Below are 19191 nucleotides of genomic sequence, written 5' to 3' on the forward strand. Positions count from 1 at the left end.
ACTTCCGGAACAGGTCATTCGCTGTTAGGGGCGCGGCCATGTCCGGCGCCCCCCTTCGCCTGTTGCTTGTGTTCATCCTGCTGCTCAGCGGGCTCCACAATGCTGCGCCGGCGATGGCGGGCATGACGCACCACGCGACCGATTCGCATCTGTCCCACCATGTGGAACCTGGCCATGCGTCGGACAGGGACACGCAAGAAGGTCAGCAGGACGCCGATCTTCACGGCAGCCACCATAATTGCCCGGTCGCATCCGATCAGGCCCTTTCGGGTCATGACGATCTGTCCTGTTTTTCCGGCGGCCTGCACTTTGCGCTGCCCGCGACGCGCCTCGCTTCGCGCGCGCTCGCACCTCCCCTGAACCCTCCCCTCGCCTGAACGACGCCTGCCGCGCGGCCCCTTTTCGGCCTGCGCTCAGTCGAACCGTTCAGGAGTGATCATTCATGCATATCCATATGCGCGCCGCCCTGTTGGCCGGGGCTGCGCTGGTGGCGGGGTCCGTTTGGGCCCAGCCGCTAACGCTCGACCAGGCGGTCGAGCGGGCCATCGCTGCATCGCCCGAGCTTAGAGCGGGCGAAGCGGGGGTCGACGCTGCGCGCGCCGACCAGCTGCAAGCTCGCGTCCGTCCCAATCCGACCATATCGGTCGACATGGACAATGGCGTCGGAACGGGCAGCTACGGCCTGTTCCGGCAATCGGAACTCACCGTCACCTATTCGCAGCCGCTTGAACGCGGGGGCAAGCGCGAGGCGCGGATGGCACTTGCCGAGCGCGGCGTCGTTCTCGCCGAGGCGCAGTGGCGGCTCGTCCGGCTCGACATCGCCCAGGAAGTGCAGCGCGCCTATATTGACGTCCAGATCGCCGAGCAGATGGTCTGGATCGCAGAGGATCGCGTAAAACTCGAAAAGGAGATGCGCACCGAGGCCATACGCCGCGTGCGCGGCTACAAGGATCCTCTGTTCGTCGAGACGCGCGCCGATGCCCGCATTCTCGAAGCCGAACTGGCACTGAAGGAAGCCCAGGCGAAGCGGCAGTCCGCACGCGCATTGCTCACCTCCTTCTGGGGCGGCACGCCTGACAGCCTCGTTATCGCCGAGGGGATCGAGAAACCCGATCCGCGCGATCCGCCGCTCGCCGAAGCCGACGCGGCGGTCTTCGACGCCGCCGTCGACCGGGCCCGCGCGCAGGTCGTCGTCGAGCAGAGCCGTGCGCACCAGGACTATACGGTCTCGGGCGGCACGCGCTTTCTTCGCGAGACCAACGATGTCGCCGTTCTCGGCGGCATCTCGATCCCGCTCGGACGGTTCGACCGCAACCAGGGCAATATCGCCCGGGCCCAGGCCGAACGGCGCCAACTCGAGTATCAGTCGGAAGCAAGCCGGCTCGAGCGGCTGCGGCGCCTCGCCACGCTTCGCGCCGACGCCGACGCCGCTAGGGTTCGGGCCGAGGGCATCATGAACGACGTCTATCCCAAAGCGGTCAAGACGCTCGGTCAGGTGCGCGAAGGCTATGCCCGCGGCGGGTTCCTGTTCGCCGATGTGCAGGATGCCGCCGACGTCATCATCCAGATCCAGGGTCAGTGGGCCGAGGCCATGACGCGCTACCGCGATTTGCTCGCGGAGATCGATCGCCTGACCGGCCGCTTCGATGCGGCTCCCCTTGCGGAGAATATTCCATGAAGAAGTTTCCATTTCCCGCCGCGGCTGCGGCGCTGTTCCTTGCTGTGCCTCTCGCTGCCTGCGGCGGCGGAGCCGAGGGCGAAGACAAGCATGAAGAAGGCGAAAGCCACGCCGAGGGCGAAGGCGAGGAAGATGCCAAAGGCCCGAACGGTGGCAAGTTGCTCAAGAATGGCGATTTCGCGGTCGAGGTCATAATCTTCGAGAATGGCACCGAGCCGCAATTCCGCGTTTTCGCGACGCGGGACGGCAAGGCGGTCGACCCCAAGGATGTCCAGCTCGCCATCACGCTCACGCGGCTTGGCGGCGACGTCGATCGCTTCACCTTCCGCCCGCAAGGCAAATTCCTCGCGGGCCAAGGTGTCGTCACCGAACCGCACAGCTTCGATGTCGAGGTTGTCGCGGTGACGGGCGGCAAGCGGCACGTCTGGAAATATGCGAACCCCGAAGGGCGCACGCGGATCGCGGCTGACGCCGCGAAGGCCGGAGGCATCGAAACCGCGGTGGTCGGACCGGCGACCGTCGGCGAAATGCGCGAACTCTACGGCACCGTCCAATTGTCGCCGACCGCCCGCTCCGAAATTCGCGGCCAGTTCCCCGGCCGCGTCGTCTCGGTGACCAAGGCGGTGGGCGACAGCGTCCGGCGCGGAGACCTGCTCGCGCGCATCGAGTCCAGCGAGAGCCTCCAGGTCTATCCGGTATATGCGACGGTCGGCGGCGTGATCGCCGAGCGCAACGCCAATCCCGGCGACGTCACCGACGGGCGCGCACTCTATGTGGTCACCGACCCCGCGCAGACCACGGTCGTCTTCAACATCTTCCCCCGCGACCTCGCGATTATTCGCCCGGGCATGCGGGTGACCGTGGAGACGCAGGACGGCGCCGAAATCGCGACTGCGCCGCTCGGGCAGTTCCTGCCCGACGGCAATGTTGAGGCGGGCACCGCGCTCATCCGCGCGACCATCCCCAACCGCTCGGGAACGCTGCGCCCCGGCATGGCTTTGCGCGGCCGCCTGATGGTCAACCCCGTCATCGTGCCGCTCGCCGTGCGCACCGAGGCGATCCAGCCCTTCCGCGACTTCAAGGTGGTCTATGCCAATTTCGGGCAGGACTATGAGGTCCGGATGCTGAAGCTCGGCCGTTCGTCACCCGAATGGACCGAGGTCCTGTCGGGCATCAAGCCCGGCACCCCCTATGTCACCAAGGGCAGTTTCCTCGTTCGCGCCGACATCGAGAAGTCCGGCGCGGGCCACGACCATTGATCGGGGGGCAGGATAATATGCTAGCCAGAACCATAGGCTTTTCGATCCGGCAGCGATGGCTCGTCCTCGCGGTCGTCGCGCTTTTGTGCGCGATCGGCGCGTGGAGCGCGACCAAATTGCCCATCGACGCCGTTCCCGACATCACCAACGTCCAGGTCCAGATCAACACCAAGGCCGAAGGCTATTCGCCGCTCGAATCCGAGCAGCGCATCACCTATCCGATCGAGACCGCGATCGCGGGGATCCCGAACCTCAACTATACCAGGTCGATCTCGCGCTACGGCCTCAGCCAGGTCACTGTCGTTTTCGAGGACGGGACCGACATCTATTTCGCGCGCCAGCAGGTCAACGAGCGGCTCCAGGCCGCGCGCGGCCAGCTTCCACCCGGAATGGAGCCCGAAATGGGCCCGATCTCGACGGGCCTCGGCGAGATCTTCATGTTCTCGATCGAGGCCGAACCGGGCGCACGAAAACCCGACGGTTCGCCATATACGGCGGAAGACTTGCGGACGATGTCCGACTGGGTCATCCGGCCGCAGATGCGCACGATCCCGGGGGTCGCCGAGATCAACACGATCGGCGGCTATGCTAGGCAATATCATGTGACCCCCAACCCGGCATCGCTCGCCTCGCTCAATCTGTCGCTCAACGATGTCGTCACCGCACTCGAGGCCAACAATGCCAACCGGGGCGCCGGTTACGTCGAGCGCAGCGGCGAACAGATTCTGATCCGCGTGCCGGGTCAGGCCAATAATGAGCGGGACCTGTCGCAGATCATCGTCACCACCCGCGGCGGCGTTCCGATCCGGATCGCCGACGTCGCCGATGTCGCAATCGGCTCGGGGCTTCGCACAGGCGCCGCGACCGAGAATGGCAAGGAAGTCGTCCTCGCAACGGTCTCGATGCTGATCGGCGAGAATCCGCGCGTGGTGGCGCAAGCCTCGGCCGAACGCCTCGTCGAAGCCTCGCGTGCGTTGCCGAAGGGCGTCGTTGCCAAGCCGCTCTACGATCGCACCGCGCTCGTCGAGCGGACGATCTCGACGGTGCAGAAAAACCTCGCCGAGGGCGCGCTGCTCGTCATCGTGATCCTCTTTCTGCTGCTCGGCAATTTCCGGGCGGCGCTGATCACGGCGGCGGTCATTCCGGTCGCGATGCTGATGACGCTGACGGGCATGCTCCAGACGCGGACATCGGCGAACCTCATGAGCCTCGGGGCGCTCGACTTCGGCCTCATCGTCGATGGGGCCGTCATCATCGTCGAGAACTGCCTCCGCAGGCTCGGCGAGGCCCAGCACAGGCTCGGACGCCTGCTCGATCGCGACGAACGCTTTGGTCTCGTCGCCTCGGCGAGCGCAGAGGTGATCAAGCCGAGCATCTTCGGCATCATCATCATCACCGCCGTCTATCTGCCGATCTTCGCGCTCGAGGGCGTCGAGGGTAAAACCTTCCATCCGATGGCGATCACCGTCGTCCTCGCGCTTACCGCCGCTCTGCTGCTGTCGCTCACGCTGGTTCCGGCCGCGGTGGCGCTGTTCGTGACCGGCAAGGTCGAAGAGAAGGAAAATTGGCTGATGCGCGGTCTCGGCAAGGGCTATCGCCCAATGCTCGACCGCGTCCTCAACTGGCCGAAGGCGGCGCTTTCGGGCGCGCTGCTGCTCGTCGCGCTCAGCGGCGTAGCGGCGACCAGTCTCGGGTCCGAGTTCATCCCGGACCTCGACGAAGGCGATATCGCGATGCACGCGATGCGCATTCCGGGAACGAGCCTGACCCAGTCGATCGCGATGCAGGAGGCGCTGGAGAAGAGGATCAGGCAGTTCCCCGAAGTCGAACGGGTGTTCGCGAAGATCGGCACGCCCGAAGTCGCGACCGATCCGATGCCGCCATCGGTCGCCGACAATTTCATCATGCTGAAGGACCGGAAGGAGTGGCCCAATCCCAGAAAGACGCGCGACCGGCTCGTCGCCGAGCTCAACAAGGCGGTGAACGAAGTGCCGGGGAATAATTATGAGTTCACCCAGCCGGTGAAGATGCGGATGAATGAACTCATTGCCGGCGTTCGCGCCGACGTGGCGATCAAGCTGTTCGGCGACGATCTCGATCAATTGCTCGAATCCGGGCAGGCGATCGAAGAAGTGGCCGGCGGGATCGCGGGCGCGCAGGACGTGAAGCTCGAACAAGTCACTGGCCTGCCGATGCTTTCGGTCACGCCCGATCGCGACAAGCTTGCGCGCTATGGCGTGAGCATGGAGACGGTCCAGGATGCGGTATCGACCGCAACCGGGGGCCGGCAGGCGGGCGAACTCTTCGAGGGCGACCGGCGTTTCGACGTCATTGTCCGGCTTCCCGAGGCCATTCGCACCGATCTCGCGTCGCTCGGCAATCTTCCCGTTGCACTTCCGGCTGGCGGTTTCGTGCCGCTTTCGCAGCTGGCGGAGATTTCGCTGGCGGCGGGGCCGAACCAGATCAGCCGCGAAAATGGCAAGCGCCGCGCGGTGATCACGGCGAATGTCCGTGGTCGCGATCTCGGCTCGTTCATCGACGAGCTGACCCAGAAGGTCGAAGCCGATGTCGTGCTGCCCGACGGCTATTATATCGAATATGGCGGGACGTTCGAGCAGCTGCAGTCGGCGACCGAGCGCCTCCAGATCGTGGTGCCGCTCGTTCTGCTGCTGATCTTCGGCCTGCTGTTCATGCTGTTCGGGTCGGTTCGCGATGCTGCGATCGTCTTCTCGGGCGTGCCTCTGGCGCTGACGGGAGGCGTCGCGGCGCTGGCGCTTCGCGATATTCCGCTCTCGATCTCGGCGGGCGTCGGGTTCATCGCGCTCTCCGGGGTCGCGGTGCTCAACGGCGTGGTGATGCTATCCTTCATCAAGGATCTGCGCGAACGCGGAAAAGCGCTCGTCGATGCGATCCGCGAAGGCGCGCTGACCCGCCTCAGGCCGGTGATGATGACCGCGCTGGTGGCGTCGCTCGGGTTCGTACCGATGGCGCTCAATGTCGGGGCTGGATCCGAGGTGCAGCGACCGTTGGCGACCGTCGTCATCGGCGGGATCATCTCGTCGACGATCCTGACGCTCCTGGTGCTGCCTGCGCTTTACCTCCTGGTCCATCGACGGACCGCGAAGGCCGAAGAGGAAGAGTTGGGGCGCCCGAGCGGCGTCCCCAGCCCCGCAGGCTGAGACCCTCCCGGATGGCCGCCATTCCCCCTGTCGGCGGCAACCGGGAGTGCTGACTGAGGCGGAACCCAAGCGGGTTCCGCCTCCTTTTAGGGATGGTGAGGATTGAGGAGCTTGCAATGAAAGAAAAAGCATCCGGGAGCGAACGCGAAAAGCGAACGCTCCAGATCGTTCTCGTCCTGAACGCCGCGATCGCGATCGCCTTCCTTGTAACCGGCGCGCTCGGCGATTCGAGCGCGCTCATCGCCAACGGGCTCGACAATCTGTCCGACGCCGCGGTTTATGCGTTGAGCCTAGTTGCGCTCAGCCATGGCCTGAAATGGAAAACCCGTGCTGCAACGGCATCGGGCGTCATGCTGCTGGTCTTCGCAGCCGGCGTCCTGTTCGATGTGGGACGCCGTTATTTCGAAGGCAGCGAACCGATCGGTCCGACGATGATGATCATGTCGGCCGTCGCTGCGGTGGTGAACTATGCTTGTCTGAAGCTCTTGCAGCGCATTCAGGATCCGGACGTCAACCTCAGAGCCGCGACAACCTTCAGCTACAATGACTTCATCTCGAACGGCGGCATCCTCATCGCGGGTGTCCTCGTCTGGTGGCTCGGTACGAACTGGCCGGACCTTCTGGTTGGATTTGCGACTGCGCTGATCGCGATCAAGGGCGGCATCGAAATTCTTCGCGATGCTCGCGCCGAGACTAAAAAGTCGCCCGTCTAATCGGGTTTTTCCGATGTGATTTGACAGAATGAAACACATCGGATAATTCCGATGAATGAACGTTGACACCGCGCTTCCCGCTCTCGCCGCCCTCGCTCATCCGACGCGTCTCGAGGCCTTCCGTTTGCTCGTCCGGCATGAGCCGGAAGGCCTGTCGACGGGGGAGCTTGTCGACGCATCGGGTCTCACGCAAAGCACTTTCTCGACCCATCTCGCTGTACTGGTCAAGACCGGTCTCGTAAAATCAGAAAAGCTGGGCCGGCAGCAAATACAGCGAGCCGACATCGACACGCTCAGAGAGCTGATGCTCTTTCTGGCGAAGGATTGCTGTCTGGGCCGCGCCGAACTCTGCGAGCCCCTCCTCGCCGAACTTGCCTGCTGCTGAACGCCGCGACCGCACCGAAGGAGATTTTCGATGACCGACAAGATTTATAGCGTGCTGTTCCTATGCACCGGCAACAGCGCCCGTTCGATCCTTGCCGAGGCCTTGCTGAACCGCGACGGCAAAGGACGATTCCGCGCCTACAGCGCGGGCAGCTTCCCCAAAGGCGAGGTCCATCCGCAGGCTCTCGCGCTTCTCGGCGAACTTGGCTTCGAGACCGAGGGCCTTCGCTCGAAGAGCTGGGACGAGTTTTCCGGCCCCGATGCCCCGGTCTTCGATTTCATCTTCACCGTCTGCGACAATGCCGCCGGCGAGACCTGCCCGATCTGGCCGGGCAAGCCGAAGAACGCGCATTGGGGGATCGAGGATCCCGCCGCGGTCGAAGGCCCCGGCCAGCGCGAGGCTTTCGAACATGCGCTCCATTATCTTTCGAACCGCATCGCGCTCTTTCTCGCGCTCCCGCACAAAAGCATCGACGAGATGGCGATGGAGCGGCAGCTGAAGGAAATCGGCCGCACCCAAGGCGCCACTGGCGGACAGGAGGCGGGCGCATGACCGCCGACATCATCATCTACCACAATCCCGAATGCGGGACCTCGCGCAACACGCTCGCGCTGATGCGCAAGGCGGGGATCGAGCCGCATGTCGTCGAATATCTGAAGACGCCGCCGTCGCGCGCGCTGCTCGAACAACTCATCGACCGCGCCGGGATCCCACCGCGAGACCTGCTGCGCGAGAAGGGCACGCCCTATGTTGACCTCGGCCTCGGCGACGAGAGCCTCGGCGACGCCGCGCTCATCGAGGCGATGATGGCCCACCCTATCCTTATCAATCGCCCGCTCGTGGTGTCGCCGCTCGGGGTCAAGCTCTGCCGCCCGTCCGAAGCCGTGCTCGACATTCTTCCGGCCCGCCAACTCGGCGCCTTCGCCAAGGAAGACGGTGAACAGGTCGTCGACGCCGCCGGCAATCGCGTTCAGGCCTAGGAGATCGACGTGACTGCCACAGCAAAACGCGAACGCCTGTCGTTCCTCGACCGCTATCTGACGCTCTGGATCTTCCTTGCCATGGGACTGGGCGTGGTGCTGGGGTCGGTCTTCAAGGGGCTGCCCGCCGCGATCGACGCCTTGTCGGTCGGCACGACCAACATCCCGATCGCGATCGGCCTCATCCTGATGATGTATCCGCCGCTCGCGCGCGTGCGCTATGATGAGCTTCCACGCGTCTTCGAGGACAAGCCCGTACTGGCGATTTCGCTGATCCAGAACTGGGTCATCGGGCCGGTGCTGATGTTCACGCTCGCGGTCACCTTCCTCTCGGACAAGCCCGAATATATGACCGGCCTGATCCTCATCGGCCTCGCGCGCTGCATCGCGATGGTGATCGTCTGGAACCAACTCGCCAAGGGTGACAATCAATATGTCGCCGCGCTCGTCGCCTTCAACTCGATCTTCCAGATTCTCTTTTTCAGCGTCTATGCTTGGTTCTTCCTGTCCGTGCTGCCGCCGCTCTTCGGCCTCGAAGGCAGCGTGATCGACGTGAGCTTCTGGACGATTGCCGAAGCGGTTCTCATTTATCTCGGCATTCCCTTCCTCGCCGGCTACCTCACCCGCAAGTTCCTCGCGAAGGCGAAAGGAAATGAGTGGTACGAGACGCACTTCCTGCCGAAGATCGCGCCGATCACCCTAGTCGCCCTGCTCTTCACCATCGTCGCGATGTTCAGTCTTAAGGGTGGCGAGATCGTCACCATCCCCGGCGATGTCATCCGGATTGCGATCCCGCTCTCCATCTATTTTGTCGTCCAGTTCCTCATCAGCTTCTGGATGGGCAAGCTCATCGAGGCCGACTATCCGCGCACGACCGCGGTCGCCTTCACCGCTGCGGGCAATAATTTCGAGCTCGCGATCGCGGTGGCTATCGCTGCCTTCGGGCTCGCTTCGCCGGTCGCCTTCGCGGCCGTGATCGGCCCGCTCGTGGAGGTTCCCGTCCTCATCCTGCTCGTCAGCGTCGCTTTCCGCCTCGGACGCCGCTGGTTTCCCGCGACCGTTCCTTCACAAGCTCAAGTATCATGACAGAACAGACCCACAGCCGCCTGCGCACGCTTACCGATCCCGACCATCTGCCGGCGCTCAGCCCTGAATATCTCCGCACGCAGCCCGCGCTCGGTCTCGGGCCGCTCGATCCTGCGCCGCGCATCCTTCTCCTCTACGGGTCTTTACGCGAACGGTCCTACTCGCGGCTCGTCGTGGAAGAGACAGCGCGCCTGCTCCAGCTTTTCGGCTGCGAGACGCGCATCTTCGATCCGTCCGACCTCCCGCTGCCCGACCAGATCGTTGACGACGACCATCCGGCGGTCGAGGAACTGAGGCAGCACTCCATCTGGTCCGAAGGTCAGGTCTGGTGCAGCCCCGAGCGGCACGGCCAGATCACCGGCATCATGAAGGCGCAGGTCGATCACCTGCCGCTCGCCTATAAGGGGCTCCGTCCGACGCAGGGTCGGACCCTCGCGGTGATGCAGGTGTCGGCAGGATCGCAATCGTTCAACAGCGTCAACACGCTGCGCATCCTTGGTCGCTGGATGCGGATGATCACCATTCCCAACCAGTCGAGCGTCGCCAAGGCCTATCAGGAGTTCGACGAGGGGGGCCGGATGCTGCCGTCGAGCTATTACGACCGGATCGTTGACGTCGCCGAAGAGCTGGTGCGCTTCACCGTGCTGACGCGCGGCCATGCCGACCAGCTCGTCGACCGCTATTCGGAGCGGAAGGATCGACGGGAACCCGTCATCACGCCCGCCGAACTGGCAGGCATCCCAGGCGCCAGCTGAACAGCTCACTCAAGAATTGGCCGCCTGCCCTGTGTGGCTCTCGGAAGCAGCAAAATATAGCTTATGGCGGACTCAACGCCGCCGTAGCTTCGCCAGAAGGCACCCGCAGCTCGCGCAGAACATATTACGTCCTTATTACGCAGCGCGAAATTCGCGCCCGCGTAACAGACCATATTACGCCGCCTCTCGGCGTAAGTGACTAAAACTATTCGGAAAACTGGAGCGGGCGAAGGGATTCGAACCCTCGACCCCAACCTTGGCAAGGTTGCAAAAACGCGTTTTTGGCTGTTTTCCGTTGATTGCCCCTGATTACACAAATCGCAGTTTTCCGCCAATTAGTGCCGTTTTAGCTGCCTGCAAGCGCCAGCGAACAACTTTTCGGTGGTAGCCCGGTGGTAGCCCGGAAATCCCTAAATTTCAACGAGAACGAGCATTTTTCAGATCGTCGGTGGTAGCCCGGCTGACGGAAATCTGCTAAATTTCGTGTATGAAGACGAAACTCACTAAAACTGTAGCGGATGCCGCCCGACCAAAATCGGGTCGCTACACCCTCTGGGACGCAGAGCTTTCGGGGTTTGGCCTGCGCGTTACGCCCACCGGTGCGAAGTCTTGGGTGATCAAATATCGGACGCGCGAGGGCGGTCGAAATGCCCCCGTCCGGTGGTACATGATCGGCCCGCATCCGGAAGTTTCCGCTAGCGAGGCACGAAAGTCTGCTGAAACGGCTCTCGCGCGTGTTCGCATGGGCGAAGACCCTGAGGGAGAGCGGATCGTGAAGCGGGCCGAGATGACGTTGGCGGCGGCGATCGACTTTTATGAGCAGGAAGGGTGCTTCATTCAGCGCGGTATTCGGCAAGGCGAGCCGATGAAGCCAATGACCAAGGCCTATACGTTGGCGCGTCTCCGCCACCACGCCGTGCGTTTGCTGGGCAAAAGGCATGTGACGGAAATCGACGAGGGGGACATCACGACGTTTGTCCGGGATGTGACTGCGGGCAAGACGGCACGCGACGAGTGGGTTGTCGATTCCGAGACAGGCAAGCGCAAGCGCGTGATCGTGCGGGGCGGCGACGGCGCCGCGCGTAAGGTCGTGCGAGACCTCTCCGCCGTCTATTCTTTTCTAAAAACGCACAAGCGCAAAACGCGCGTCACGCACAATCCTGTCGAGGATGCGGCGGTTCGCAAGACAGACAACAAGCGGACGCGCTTCCTGTCAATGGAAGAAGTGAAGAGGTTGGGCGAAGCGCTTGATGCCGTCGAGCGCGAAGGCGCGAACCCCAAGGCGGTAAACATCGCGCGCCTGTGGGCCCTCTCCGGCTGCCGTCGCAATGAAATCGCGGGTCTGAAATGGTCCGAGGTCGACCTGGAACGCGGATTGCTGATTTTCGATTACTCGAAGACAGGCCGGAGTGTCCGCCCGCTCGGCGCTGCTGCGACCGCCCTCCTCGAAGCGCTGAAGCCTGATCCTGCAGAAGGCTATGTCTTTCCCGCGGAGCGTGGTGACGGCTTTTATCAGGGCACGAAGACGGCGTGGCAGGTTGCGATCAAGAAGGCGGGGTTGCCGGGTGTGACGCCTCACGTCCTGCGTCACACGTTGGGCAGCGCCGCCGCCTCGGCCGGCGAAGCGCTTCTAATGGTCGGTTCGCTCTTGGGACATTCCAATGCGCGCTCGACCGCGATCTACGCACATGTCTCGTACGACCCAGCCCGAATGGCGGCGGATCGCGTGACCGCTCCGATCGCCGCGGCCTTGGGCCGCCCCTCTCCAGTGGAAAAACAGGACGGCGCACCGGTTGCCGTCTGAACTCTGGGCTCCCGAACATTTCTGCAGCCGGAAGAAATCCCGCCCGGCTTACGGGCGGGATCTACCTGTGACGTCATTCCCCGCCGCGCCGGTTCGAGCGCGACCAGATGAGGCTGTAGGTCTCGCCCCCCTTGCCGTCGAACAGGTTCGCGTAGATCGGCGCTGTGAACGAAGGATCGTCGATCTTGAGCCCGAGATAGGCTCGGCCTTCGCTCGACTGCTTGGACCTAGCGGCACCGATTTCGGCGCGGCCGACTAAGATGCGGTGCGACGGGGCATTTTCGCGCGGGGGATTTTCGTCGGGAAGGATACGAACGTCCTTGGCCTGGACGCCGAGGGTCGTGATGTCGCCGACATATTCGCCGTTGGCGGCTTTCTTGAAGTTTCCGATGGTAGCCATTTCATTTGCCTTTTTGTCCTCGACCATGACCGTCATGGCCTCGATGGCTTGCGGCATGACCGGGACGGCCGCGGCCGCAGCCAAAGGCCCGCAAGCGCAGCTGGAGGAGGGAAGAACCGCGCCTTTTTGCCTCGCGAGGAATGACGGCGCTTGTCGCCGGCAGAGGAAAAAGAGCGGACTTGCCGTTGCGGCCCCGAGCGGCAGAGACAAAGCCGGTCACGGTCATCAAGCCATTTCGAGAGGCCGTGGGGGTTCGAGGTCTCGGACATGCCAAAGGCGAGGTGGCGATTCTCGGCGCGTTCCGGAAGGAAACGCCGGCGGCGGCCGCAAGGTCGGCGACGTCGGCGGCCATTGTCACGGAAAAACCGCTCCTCTTCCCGCCCTCCCTTGTCGGCAAAGGCCCCAACCAGTCAGATCGGCTGCGTTGTAAAGCGGCGGCGCGCGATCAGATAGGCGGTCAGCGCCGCGCCCGCTCCGGGCCGATCGACATCGATCCCGGCCTACGCCGCCGTGAGCGCCGCACCAAATAACCCGCGAGGGCGGCAGGCCCGAAGACGAGGGCATGTCGAGCCCTGCCAGCGCGGGCGAGTTGGCAAGAGCAAGCACCGCCGACCATGGCGGTGTCGGCGGCGAGCGTCGCCACGACCAAAGAGCAGCTCGCTGCCTCGACCACGAAAGCGGCGCAGACGGCGGCGCTGATCGACGCCGCGCGTAATGAGGCGACAAGCAGCAGGTGGAACAAGGCGGCAGGCCCGACCGGGACGCAGGGCAGCAGCAACATGGCGGACGTCCATCCAAATCGAACGCCCGCGCCGCCCGCCGGTGTGCGCAGGCGGGCGGCACGGTCCACGTCGCGCGGCCGTGGCTGTCAGGCGCTCGCTTTACCGCGTGGGCGCGGTCTTCGTGGCAGCCGTCTTGGCGGCGGGTTTGCGGCCGCCGCCGCGGCCCTTGGTGCCGAGGCCGAATTCCTTGGCAAGAGCGCGACGCCTCTCGGCATAGGCGGGCGCGACCATCGGGTAATCCTTGGGCAGGTTCCACTTGGCGCGATAGTCTTCGGGGGTCATGCCATAGTGCGTCATCAAGTGACGGCGCAGCATCTTAAGTTTCTTGCCATCCTCGAGACAGACGATGTAGTCGGTTTTCACCGAAGAGCGGATCGACACAGCGGGCTTTAGTTCTTCGACTGGCGCTTCGGTATCGCCGCCAAGTCCCGCGAGCGCGCCATGAACGCGTCCGATCAGATCGGGAAGGTCCGTCATCGAGACACTGTTGTTCGATACATGGGCCGCAACAATATCGGCAGTGAGCGTCAGCAACATATCCTGGGTTTCGTCGGCCATCGAATATCTCCTCTACGCCGCCGCCCTACCAACTGTCCTTGCGTGCTGCCACGATTATTCTTGTCGGGAGGGCATCGCGCCGCTCGTCCCGCGGCGCGGCGATTTCCAAGCTTCCTGATTAGCAAGACTTATCCCGTCGTAAGCCGGCACCCACAGAGACGTTTTCACGGTGTTCGCGCCCCTTTTCGATATGCGCTTATCGAGAAGCATCCACTATTCCGTAGACAGTCCCTTGTCGCGGTATGAAAAGTTATGACTGCGCGCGGCTTCGGCGACGTCCTCTTTTTTTTGGCAAGTCTCCTCGCGCGCGCCTCAGCGCCGCCGCCCGGCGCGCGCTCATATCACGACCGGTTTAAATGGCACCAGGCGGACAGTCGGACGAACATCCAATGTCAGGATCACTTCCTCACCCTTTTCTGCTCGATGGATCAGCTAATCGAGCATGCCGGGCGCGTCGGTCACGCAGATTCTCGTCGGGTCGTCCATAGCTCAAAGTCTCAAAACGGATTCACGATCCTCAACTGTTCACCGATTCCCAGTCCGTCATGCATGTCTTCCGAATATAGTATGTCGCATCCTGCTTGAATTGCGGACGCAACGATAAGCCCATCATAAATTGAGATCCCGTATCGCTCCGCTAGTGCGATCCCCTCGATATAGGTTTCTACGTTGAGGGGATTAACGCGGCTTGCGAGACCCCGAACGATACCCAGCGCTTCGCCGAGGTGTTGCCAATCGAACTGAAGTTTCTTCCGGGCGACGTTCGAGAATTCGTTCAGAACTTGAACGCTGATTTCGCCCCCGTCCGACAAGAGTTTCTCAGCTGTGCTGGTGCGCGGATCGTCGCTGAACGCGTAGATGAGGATATTCGTATCGAGAAAGACGGGCATCGGCTCAGCGTTCGTTGGCGTCGTCGCGATCAAAGCGCCAACCGGCAGGCAAAGGCTTGCGCAACATGCGCATGCGTTCCACCAGCTTCTCGCGAGACCTATCCCGATCGATCTCGAAACGGTGAGTCCCGGCGACATTGACCTCAATATCGTCGCCTTCCTTGAGACCAAGCAATTCGACGATGGATGCCGGTATCCGAAGGGCGAGGCTATTTCCCCAGCGCGCGAGCTGCATTATCAATCTCCTCATGGATATACATGAAATACATGTATATCATTCTGCATGGATGAGCAAGCGAGGGCGGTTTGACAGCCGCCCTCGCCCTCACCAACAGGCAGCCTCCCGAAGGGAAGGCATAATCTCCGCACACATTGCGGACATTAGGGCGCTAATCTCCGCATCCGGTGCAGTCCATCTCTTTGCCTCCCGCCGGGCAGGCCGTACGAGACGCAATGTAACGGCGGCTTCCGCCGCCGTCCCGCCTTGTGGCACTAGGCCGTAAACTCATAAACTGACTTGCGCGGCGCGGGCGCGGTTGATTCAAGGCTTCGGGAAGGAGCTTTGGATGACGCGTCGTAGATTTGAACTGACCGATGATGAGTGGCTGGTGATCGAGCCGTTGTTGCCGAACAAGCCTCGCGGGGTTCCGCGTGTGGATGACCGGCGGGTCATCGACGGGATATTGTGGCGCTTTCGCACGGGCAGTCCTTGGGCTGATATTCCCGAGCGCTATGGCCCACATACCACCTGCTACAACCGTTTCGTGCGCTGGCGCAAAGCCGGTGTGTGGGACCGCCTTCTCGAAGCGGTGAGCCAAGCCTTCGACGGCGAGTTGGTCATGATCGACAGTTCTTCCATCCGGGTCCACCAGCACGGTGCGACCCTAAAAAGGGGGACCCAAATCGCTGCATGGGACGTTCCCGGGGCGGTTTGACAACCAAGATCCATGCCCTGGTTGATGGTCGCGGCCTGCCGATCCAACTGCATCTGTCCGAAGGCCAGGCGAGCGATTGCCGTGAGGCCGAGAGGCTGCTGGCCGCCGTGCCGAACGCCACCACCTTTCTCGCCGATAAGGCTTATGACAGCGATGCCATTCGCAGTCAGATCACCGCGCAGGGTGGCTTCGCCAACATCCCAGCCAAGCGCAATCGTCGCAAAGGCTTCGCGTTCAGCAGCTTCCTGTATCGCTACCGTAATCTGGTCGAGCGTTTCTTCGGGAAACTCAAAAACGCCAGAGGCTTGGCCACCAGATACGACAAACGAAGCGATAACTTCCTCGCTGCCATCAAGCTCTTCTGCACACGCCTATGGATCGCCGCTAATGAGTCTACGCCCTAAGCCGCTTCCCGCTCGGCCTCTGCTTCGGCGGAACGCGCCCAGAAGGAAGCGCCGCCCACTCCCGCGATCGACGGGAGGCCCATGAAAACGCCGCCGCGCCCGGAAGCGCGGCGCCACCTATCAGCCGCTAGGCCATGTCTCCATGGCCCCCGATCCGACACGACGGATCGAGAAGGCAAACGCGCTCTCGGCGCAGCCGCCGGCGGGGCGGCGTCCGTGAGCAAATGTGCTTAGCCGCCGCACCGCCAAGACAGCCGCGACGAGTGCGCAGCGCGGCCAGAACAAAGGTGCGCCCCCTGCCGGCCCTTTTGGCGGCAGCGAGCCCTCATCGGCAACTGCGCTCATTTTCTGGGCGCGTCACAGGGGCGGCCAGCCATGTGGAAGCTCCGACCGGCGAAATAGGGAGAACGTTCAGGTGCAGTGATGCCCTAATGCATCTGCTCCTATGGTTGCCGATAAATTTGCTTTCCCGTGGTTCTCGATCGGCGGGTCAAATAGTCACCCGGCATCAGCAAGCGGATCCGCAACCCACTACTTGTGATCACTCTCCCGAAGCGGGGAAAGAAAAGTGTGGTCTGCCGCCAGGAATATTGGTCGCGATCATCATCCGCCATTGTGCGAATCCCCCTGAAACGACCCCGCATTCGCTGCTCTTATCGCCTCAGAGAGTCAACCATGTTACGGTATCGCAGAGAAAAGGCGCAGATAAAGTTCTGCACGCGCCCCTCATGCTCGACGGCGATCTCGAACGGCATTGGAACGATTCTGTAACGGTTGTTACGGATTGCTCTCCAACCGGTCAATTTTTCTAAAATCAGAAACTCCAGCCACTCCCGTTTAGCACGCTCCACAGATTGGCGGCCATCAACAACGCGACGAGGGCGAAGATCGACCAGAACAAGAATTCACGATACGGGTTCGGCGGCGGTTTTCCTTCGGGCAGACCAGCTGGGCGCTTCAATGCGACAATCCTACATCCCCAAAATCTTGCGCGCCGGCATTTTCATTATTCGCCCGATGCCAGTCAGGAAGCAGACGGAAAACTGGAGCTTTCCTGAACTTTCTGCGTCGCACTATGACTGATTGTCAAAGGCAACGATGCGAAGCTGCGCCTACAGTTCGATATATATTTTCACTCGCTCGGGCGCAACGCCCGCAAGCTGGGCAATTTCCAAACGGACCCGGCTTACCGTCTCGGTCAACGTGCCGGTTCGGGAAGACCCGACAAGATCGCAGCTATTCACGCCCAGCACATCTGCAATCCTCGCGAGGCGCTTTGGCCTAGGGCGGGCATGACCCAGCTCCCAGTTGCAGACAGCTGGAATGCTCACGCCAACGGCCGTCGCGAACTCCGACGCCGTCAACCCGCTCGCGCGGCGCATGCGGCGCAAGCTTGCTCCGAAGCTTTCTTCCGCCCCGTAGACGGCATCCGTGTCAAGGTTGCCTGTCGCCTCACCAGCGACTTCTTTAGCAGGCGAAGCCTGTTTGAGACCTTCCGTGTCGCCGATGCCTGTCATCCTAAGACTTGTCATCCTGAACCAGCAAGCGCTGCTATGCAATCACCAACGCTAGCGAGCTCTTTCAACAGCATTTCGCCGATGCCTCGAGTATTGGTAACCCAACCGCGGCACCGCAGAGGCGCGAGCCGTGAGTTCGCCGAAAATGGACTTGCAGCCGGCTGTACACCAGAGGAAAATGAAGTAGAAAAATAAAAATATAATAGGAATAATTAATCCAAAACGCGCCATTTTAATGAAGTTACAGCGTTACCTAATGAATTACACAAATAATCAACAAATTCTGGATCTAAATCAGATTGAAAATATCTTGACCCATTTTCCCCGTCAATGAAAATCGACAAATTGACAATTCCACTTCCTCTCAACATCGATTATTTGTAATTACTAAATATAATTTCAATATTTCTTTCGGGGTTAGTTTCAAGCCAATGCTCTATCGCAACCGCGGCCAAGGATGATGAATTGTAAATATGCTCCAGTGCGCTGAGAGTTCGGAGATACCAAGCTGAGCCCGGCGCACCGGTAGTCACCGATACGCCGCCGATCGTGAAGCGGCCTGCTACCGTGCTAAACGCCATGCGCTTCTCATCCTTTTCAAGGCGATAAAAGCGTCTTTTGAATAACCGCCATATTAATGGCCTCTCCTCATAGCAGGAAATGCATGGCAAAGGTCATCAATTATCGCCCGAAGCCCGGAAGAATGGAAAGACTCCCTGCTTATCGAGAGCAGATCTCGCGGGCCCTACGTGACACCACTGCGAAGCGCTTCACATCGATCGGTCCGAGTGTTGCAGTACAGGCGCTTCGCCCACAGACAGAAGCTGACAACTAGCACGGTTTAGTGGCGAGTCCCCATGATCAGAAGCGGGCTGGCTGCATCACGCAGACCGCTCGGCGGTTGATGTTGCCGTTAGATCCGGCCGCGCGACCAATGTTTCAGGGCTCGATGCCCCATGTAGCGACGCCAACATGCCGGCAATCTGCCGGCCGAACGTCCGCCATCTTAACGGGCAGCGAAATCTCCATGATCACATGCGTTGCCGGCTGGAGTCATCGCATCTCCGATGGATCTTTCTGCCCCAGCGTGAGTGGTCAGAAACAAGCTGTCGACCGAACTCTCCCCGTCACCCGCCTGAACACTATCGAAGTAATTGCTTCTCATGTCGCGGAGCCAGTCTTCAAAAGATTCTTCACCTGGGATATCGAGACCCTCGAGAAATTCGCCACCATAGGCGGTTTCGCTCACTTCACGCCGAACGTCCGATTCGACAAAAGGGAGGTTAAGCCGCACAGCCCGAAAGTCGCTCTGCAGCAGAGGAATTCCAAAGCCGTTAGTCAGTTTGCGCAAGCGGTGCAGTTCCCGGCGAAGGCCTGCCTGAGCCTGTTGGAGATCGAGGGAGCCCCACAATCTTTCCTGTATCCAAGACCGCCAGCGCTCTCCTGTTTCTGCTGTCGACAGAAGTGCCAACAGCGCAATCGACTTCTTGCTGGTTATTTCCAGACGCTGCCCATCGGGCGCAGTCAGGCGGAAGGCACCCAAAAAGGAAAGGCGATAGCGCGGCGCTGGATGCGTCAGCTTGACGACGTCACCGCGATGGCGTTCGACGAACTGACAATCGTCGACGAATCCTTCAAACTTCTTCCGAGCAATTGAATGCGGCACCAAACACCCCCCAAAGCAATCGAACGAGCACGACAAATGCCCTGCCGGAACGGAATTTCCGTTCCTTCACTCGACCCACTGATGATGCGCCCACCCGCGGAATGACGGATTCGTCTTCCGCATTGTTATCATAGATTATAACGTATTTACCGCGCTTCCACCTAGAAATTCTTTAGGGTTCCAAATCCTTAGCGTCCTCG

General features: G+C 61.6%; 19 protein-coding genes. 13 read left to right on the plus strand and 6 right to left on the minus strand.

Annotated features, from left to right (window positions below):
* Nucleotides 1-38: 38 nt before the first annotated feature.
* From LH19_RS21600 to LH19_RS21650, 11 genes are all read left to right on the plus strand, one after another.
* A complete protein-coding gene (locus LH19_RS21600; RefSeq protein WP_054731792.1) occupies nt 39-377 on the plus strand; it encodes a hypothetical protein in 339 nt (112 codons plus the stop codon).
* 65 nt (nt 378-442) lie between these two features.
* Entirely contained in the window at nt 443-1678 is a 1236-nt protein-coding gene (locus LH19_RS21605; RefSeq protein WP_054731793.1) for a TolC family protein, read from the plus strand.
* Nucleotides 1675-2937 (plus strand): efflux RND transporter periplasmic adaptor subunit, encoded by a 1263-nt coding sequence (locus tag LH19_RS21610; protein ID WP_054731794.1) that lies wholly within the window; start codon nt 1675-1677, stop codon nt 2935-2937. Before LH19_RS21605 ends, LH19_RS21610 begins: the two co-directional genes overlap by 4 nt.
* A gap of 17 nt (nt 2938-2954) precedes the next feature.
* The gene (locus LH19_RS21615; RefSeq protein ID WP_054734104.1) at nt 2955-6116 is read left to right on the plus strand and encodes an efflux RND transporter permease subunit; all 3162 of its coding nucleotides are present in this window, start codon (nt 2955-2957) and stop codon (nt 6114-6116) included.
* 116 nt (nt 6117-6232) lie between these two features.
* A complete protein-coding gene (locus tag LH19_RS21620; RefSeq protein ID WP_054731795.1) occupies nt 6233-6829 on the plus strand; it encodes a cation transporter in 597 nt (198 codons plus the stop codon).
* Between the two features lie 55 nt (nt 6830-6884).
* On the plus strand, nt 6885-7214 hold the full coding sequence (locus LH19_RS21625; RefSeq protein ID WP_054731796.1) for an ArsR/SmtB family transcription factor: 330 nt from the start codon (nt 6885-6887) through the stop codon (nt 7212-7214).
* Nucleotides 7215-7244: 30 nt separating this feature from the next.
* A complete protein-coding gene (locus tag LH19_RS21630; RefSeq protein ID WP_054731797.1) occupies nt 7245-7766 on the plus strand; it encodes an arsenate reductase ArsC in 522 nt (173 codons plus the stop codon).
* A complete protein-coding gene (gene arsC, locus LH19_RS21635; protein ID WP_054731798.1) occupies nt 7763-8194 on the plus strand; it encodes an arsenate reductase (glutaredoxin) in 432 nt (143 codons plus the stop codon). The genes LH19_RS21630 and arsC overlap by 4 nt, the downstream gene beginning before the upstream one ends.
* A gap of 9 nt (nt 8195-8203) precedes the next feature.
* Nucleotides 8204-9280 (plus strand): ACR3 family arsenite efflux transporter, encoded by a 1077-nt coding sequence (gene arsB / locus LH19_RS21640; RefSeq protein WP_054731799.1) that lies wholly within the window; start codon nt 8204-8206, stop codon nt 9278-9280.
* Nucleotides 9277-10035 (plus strand): arsenical resistance protein ArsH, encoded by a 759-nt coding sequence (arsH, locus tag LH19_RS21645; protein WP_054731800.1) that lies wholly within the window; start codon nt 9277-9279, stop codon nt 10033-10035. Before arsB ends, arsH begins: the two co-directional genes overlap by 4 nt.
* Before the next feature lie 487 nt (nt 10036-10522).
* On the plus strand, nt 10523-11839 hold the full coding sequence (locus LH19_RS21650; protein WP_054731801.1) for a site-specific integrase: 1317 nt from the start codon (nt 10523-10525) through the stop codon (nt 11837-11839).
* Nucleotides 11840-11912: 73 nt separating this feature from the next.
* Here LH19_RS21650 and LH19_RS21655 read toward each other — a convergent pair whose 3' ends face one another.
* Nucleotides 11913-12239 carry a DUF736 domain-containing protein gene (locus LH19_RS21655; protein ID WP_054734108.1) on the minus strand — a complete coding sequence of 109 codons (327 nt, stop codon included), beginning with the start codon at nt 12237-12239 and terminating at the stop codon, nt 11913-11915.
* 179 nt (nt 12240-12418) lie between these two features.
* On the opposite strand from LH19_RS21655, the gene LH19_RS28845 reads away from it, so the two are divergent.
* On the plus strand, nt 12419-12769 hold the full coding sequence (locus LH19_RS28845; RefSeq protein WP_145923557.1) for a hypothetical protein: 351 nt from the start codon (nt 12419-12421) through the stop codon (nt 12767-12769).
* A 351-nt stretch (nt 12770-13120) separates the two neighbouring features.
* Here LH19_RS28845 and LH19_RS21665 read toward each other — a convergent pair whose 3' ends face one another.
* The 3 genes from LH19_RS21665 to LH19_RS21675 form a co-directional block, all read right to left on the minus strand.
* Entirely contained in the window at nt 13121-13579 is a 459-nt protein-coding gene (locus LH19_RS21665) for a MucR family transcriptional regulator (protein ID WP_054731803.1), read from the minus strand.
* Between the two features lie 497 nt (nt 13580-14076).
* The gene (locus tag LH19_RS21670) at nt 14077-14469 is read right to left on the minus strand and encodes a PIN domain-containing protein (RefSeq protein WP_054731804.1); all 393 of its coding nucleotides are present in this window, start codon (nt 14467-14469) and stop codon (nt 14077-14079) included.
* 4 nt (nt 14470-14473) lie between these two features.
* Entirely contained in the window at nt 14474-14704 is a 231-nt protein-coding gene (locus LH19_RS21675; RefSeq protein WP_054589308.1) for an AbrB/MazE/SpoVT family DNA-binding domain-containing protein, read from the minus strand.
* Between the two features lie 331 nt (nt 14705-15035).
* Here LH19_RS21675 and LH19_RS28180 point away from each other — a divergent pair.
* Nucleotides 15036-15808 (plus strand): IS5 family transposase gene (locus tag LH19_RS28180; protein ID WP_145923346.1). Its coding sequence is split into 2 segments (ribosomal slippage): nt 15036-15354 and nt 15354-15808, totalling 774 coding nucleotides; the frame shifts between segments, so codons are not numbered across the junction.
* A 1112-nt stretch (nt 15809-16920) separates the two neighbouring features.
* On the opposite strand, the gene LH19_RS21690 is transcribed toward LH19_RS28180, so the two are convergent.
* Nucleotides 16921-17325: a helix-turn-helix domain-containing protein gene (locus LH19_RS21690; protein ID WP_145923558.1), complete on the minus strand. Its 405-nt coding sequence runs from the start codon at nt 17323-17325 to the stop codon at nt 16921-16923.
* 1006 nt (nt 17326-18331) lie between these two features.
* Nucleotides 18332-18991, minus strand: a complete 660-nt coding sequence (locus LH19_RS28855; RefSeq protein WP_145923559.1) for an AfsR/SARP family transcriptional regulator — start codon at nt 18989-18991, stop codon at nt 18332-18334.
* Nucleotides 18992-19191: the final 200 nt, after the last annotated feature.

Source organism: Sphingopyxis macrogoltabida (assembly GCF_001314325.1).
In the GTDB taxonomy this organism is placed as follows: domain Bacteria; phylum Pseudomonadota; class Alphaproteobacteria; order Sphingomonadales; family Sphingomonadaceae; genus Sphingopyxis; species Sphingopyxis macrogoltabida.

Bases quoted from the DNA above. Each gene is read 5' to 3' on its own strand.
- LH19_RS21630 (WP_054731797.1), top strand. From the start codon at position 7,245: ATGACCGACAAGATTTATAGCGTGCTGTTCCTATGCACCGGCAACAGC.
- LH19_RS21610 (WP_054731794.1), top strand. From the start codon at position 1,675: ATGAAGAAGTTTCCATTTCCCGCCGCGGCTGCGGCGCTGTTCCTTGCT.
- LH19_RS21655 (WP_054734108.1), bottom strand. From the start codon at position 12,239: ATGGCTACCATCGGAAACTTCAAGAAAGCCGCCAACGGCGAATATGTC.
- arsH (WP_054731800.1), top strand. From the start codon at position 9,277: ATGACAGAACAGACCCACAGCCGCCTGCGCACGCTTACCGATCCCGAC.
- LH19_RS21605 (WP_054731793.1), top strand. From the start codon at position 443: ATGCATATCCATATGCGCGCCGCCCTGTTGGCCGGGGCTGCGCTGGTG.
- LH19_RS21690 (WP_145923558.1), bottom strand. From the start codon at position 17,325: ATGACAGGCATCGGCGACACGGAAGGTCTCAAACAGGCTTCGCCTGCT.
- LH19_RS21620 (WP_054731795.1), top strand. From the start codon at position 6,233: ATGAAAGAAAAAGCATCCGGGAGCGAACGCGAAAAGCGAACGCTCCAG.
- LH19_RS21670 (WP_054731804.1), bottom strand. From the start codon at position 14,469: ATGCCCGTCTTTCTCGATACGAATATCCTCATCTACGCGTTCAGCGAC.
- LH19_RS21675 (WP_054589308.1), bottom strand. From the start codon at position 14,704: ATGCAGCTCGCGCGCTGGGGAAATAGCCTCGCCCTTCGGATACCGGCA.
- LH19_RS21650 (WP_054731801.1), top strand. From the start codon at position 10,523: ATGAAGACGAAACTCACTAAAACTGTAGCGGATGCCGCCCGACCAAAA.
- LH19_RS21615 (WP_054734104.1), top strand. From the start codon at position 2,955: ATGCTAGCCAGAACCATAGGCTTTTCGATCCGGCAGCGATGGCTCGTC.
- LH19_RS21665 (WP_054731803.1), bottom strand. From the start codon at position 13,579: ATGGCCGACGAAACCCAGGATATGTTGCTGACGCTCACTGCCGATATT.
- arsC (WP_054731798.1), top strand. From the start codon at position 7,763: ATGACCGCCGACATCATCATCTACCACAATCCCGAATGCGGGACCTCG.
- LH19_RS21625 (WP_054731796.1), top strand. From the start codon at position 6,885: ATGAACGTTGACACCGCGCTTCCCGCTCTCGCCGCCCTCGCTCATCCG.
- LH19_RS21600 (WP_054731792.1), top strand. From the start codon at position 39: ATGTCCGGCGCCCCCCTTCGCCTGTTGCTTGTGTTCATCCTGCTGCTC.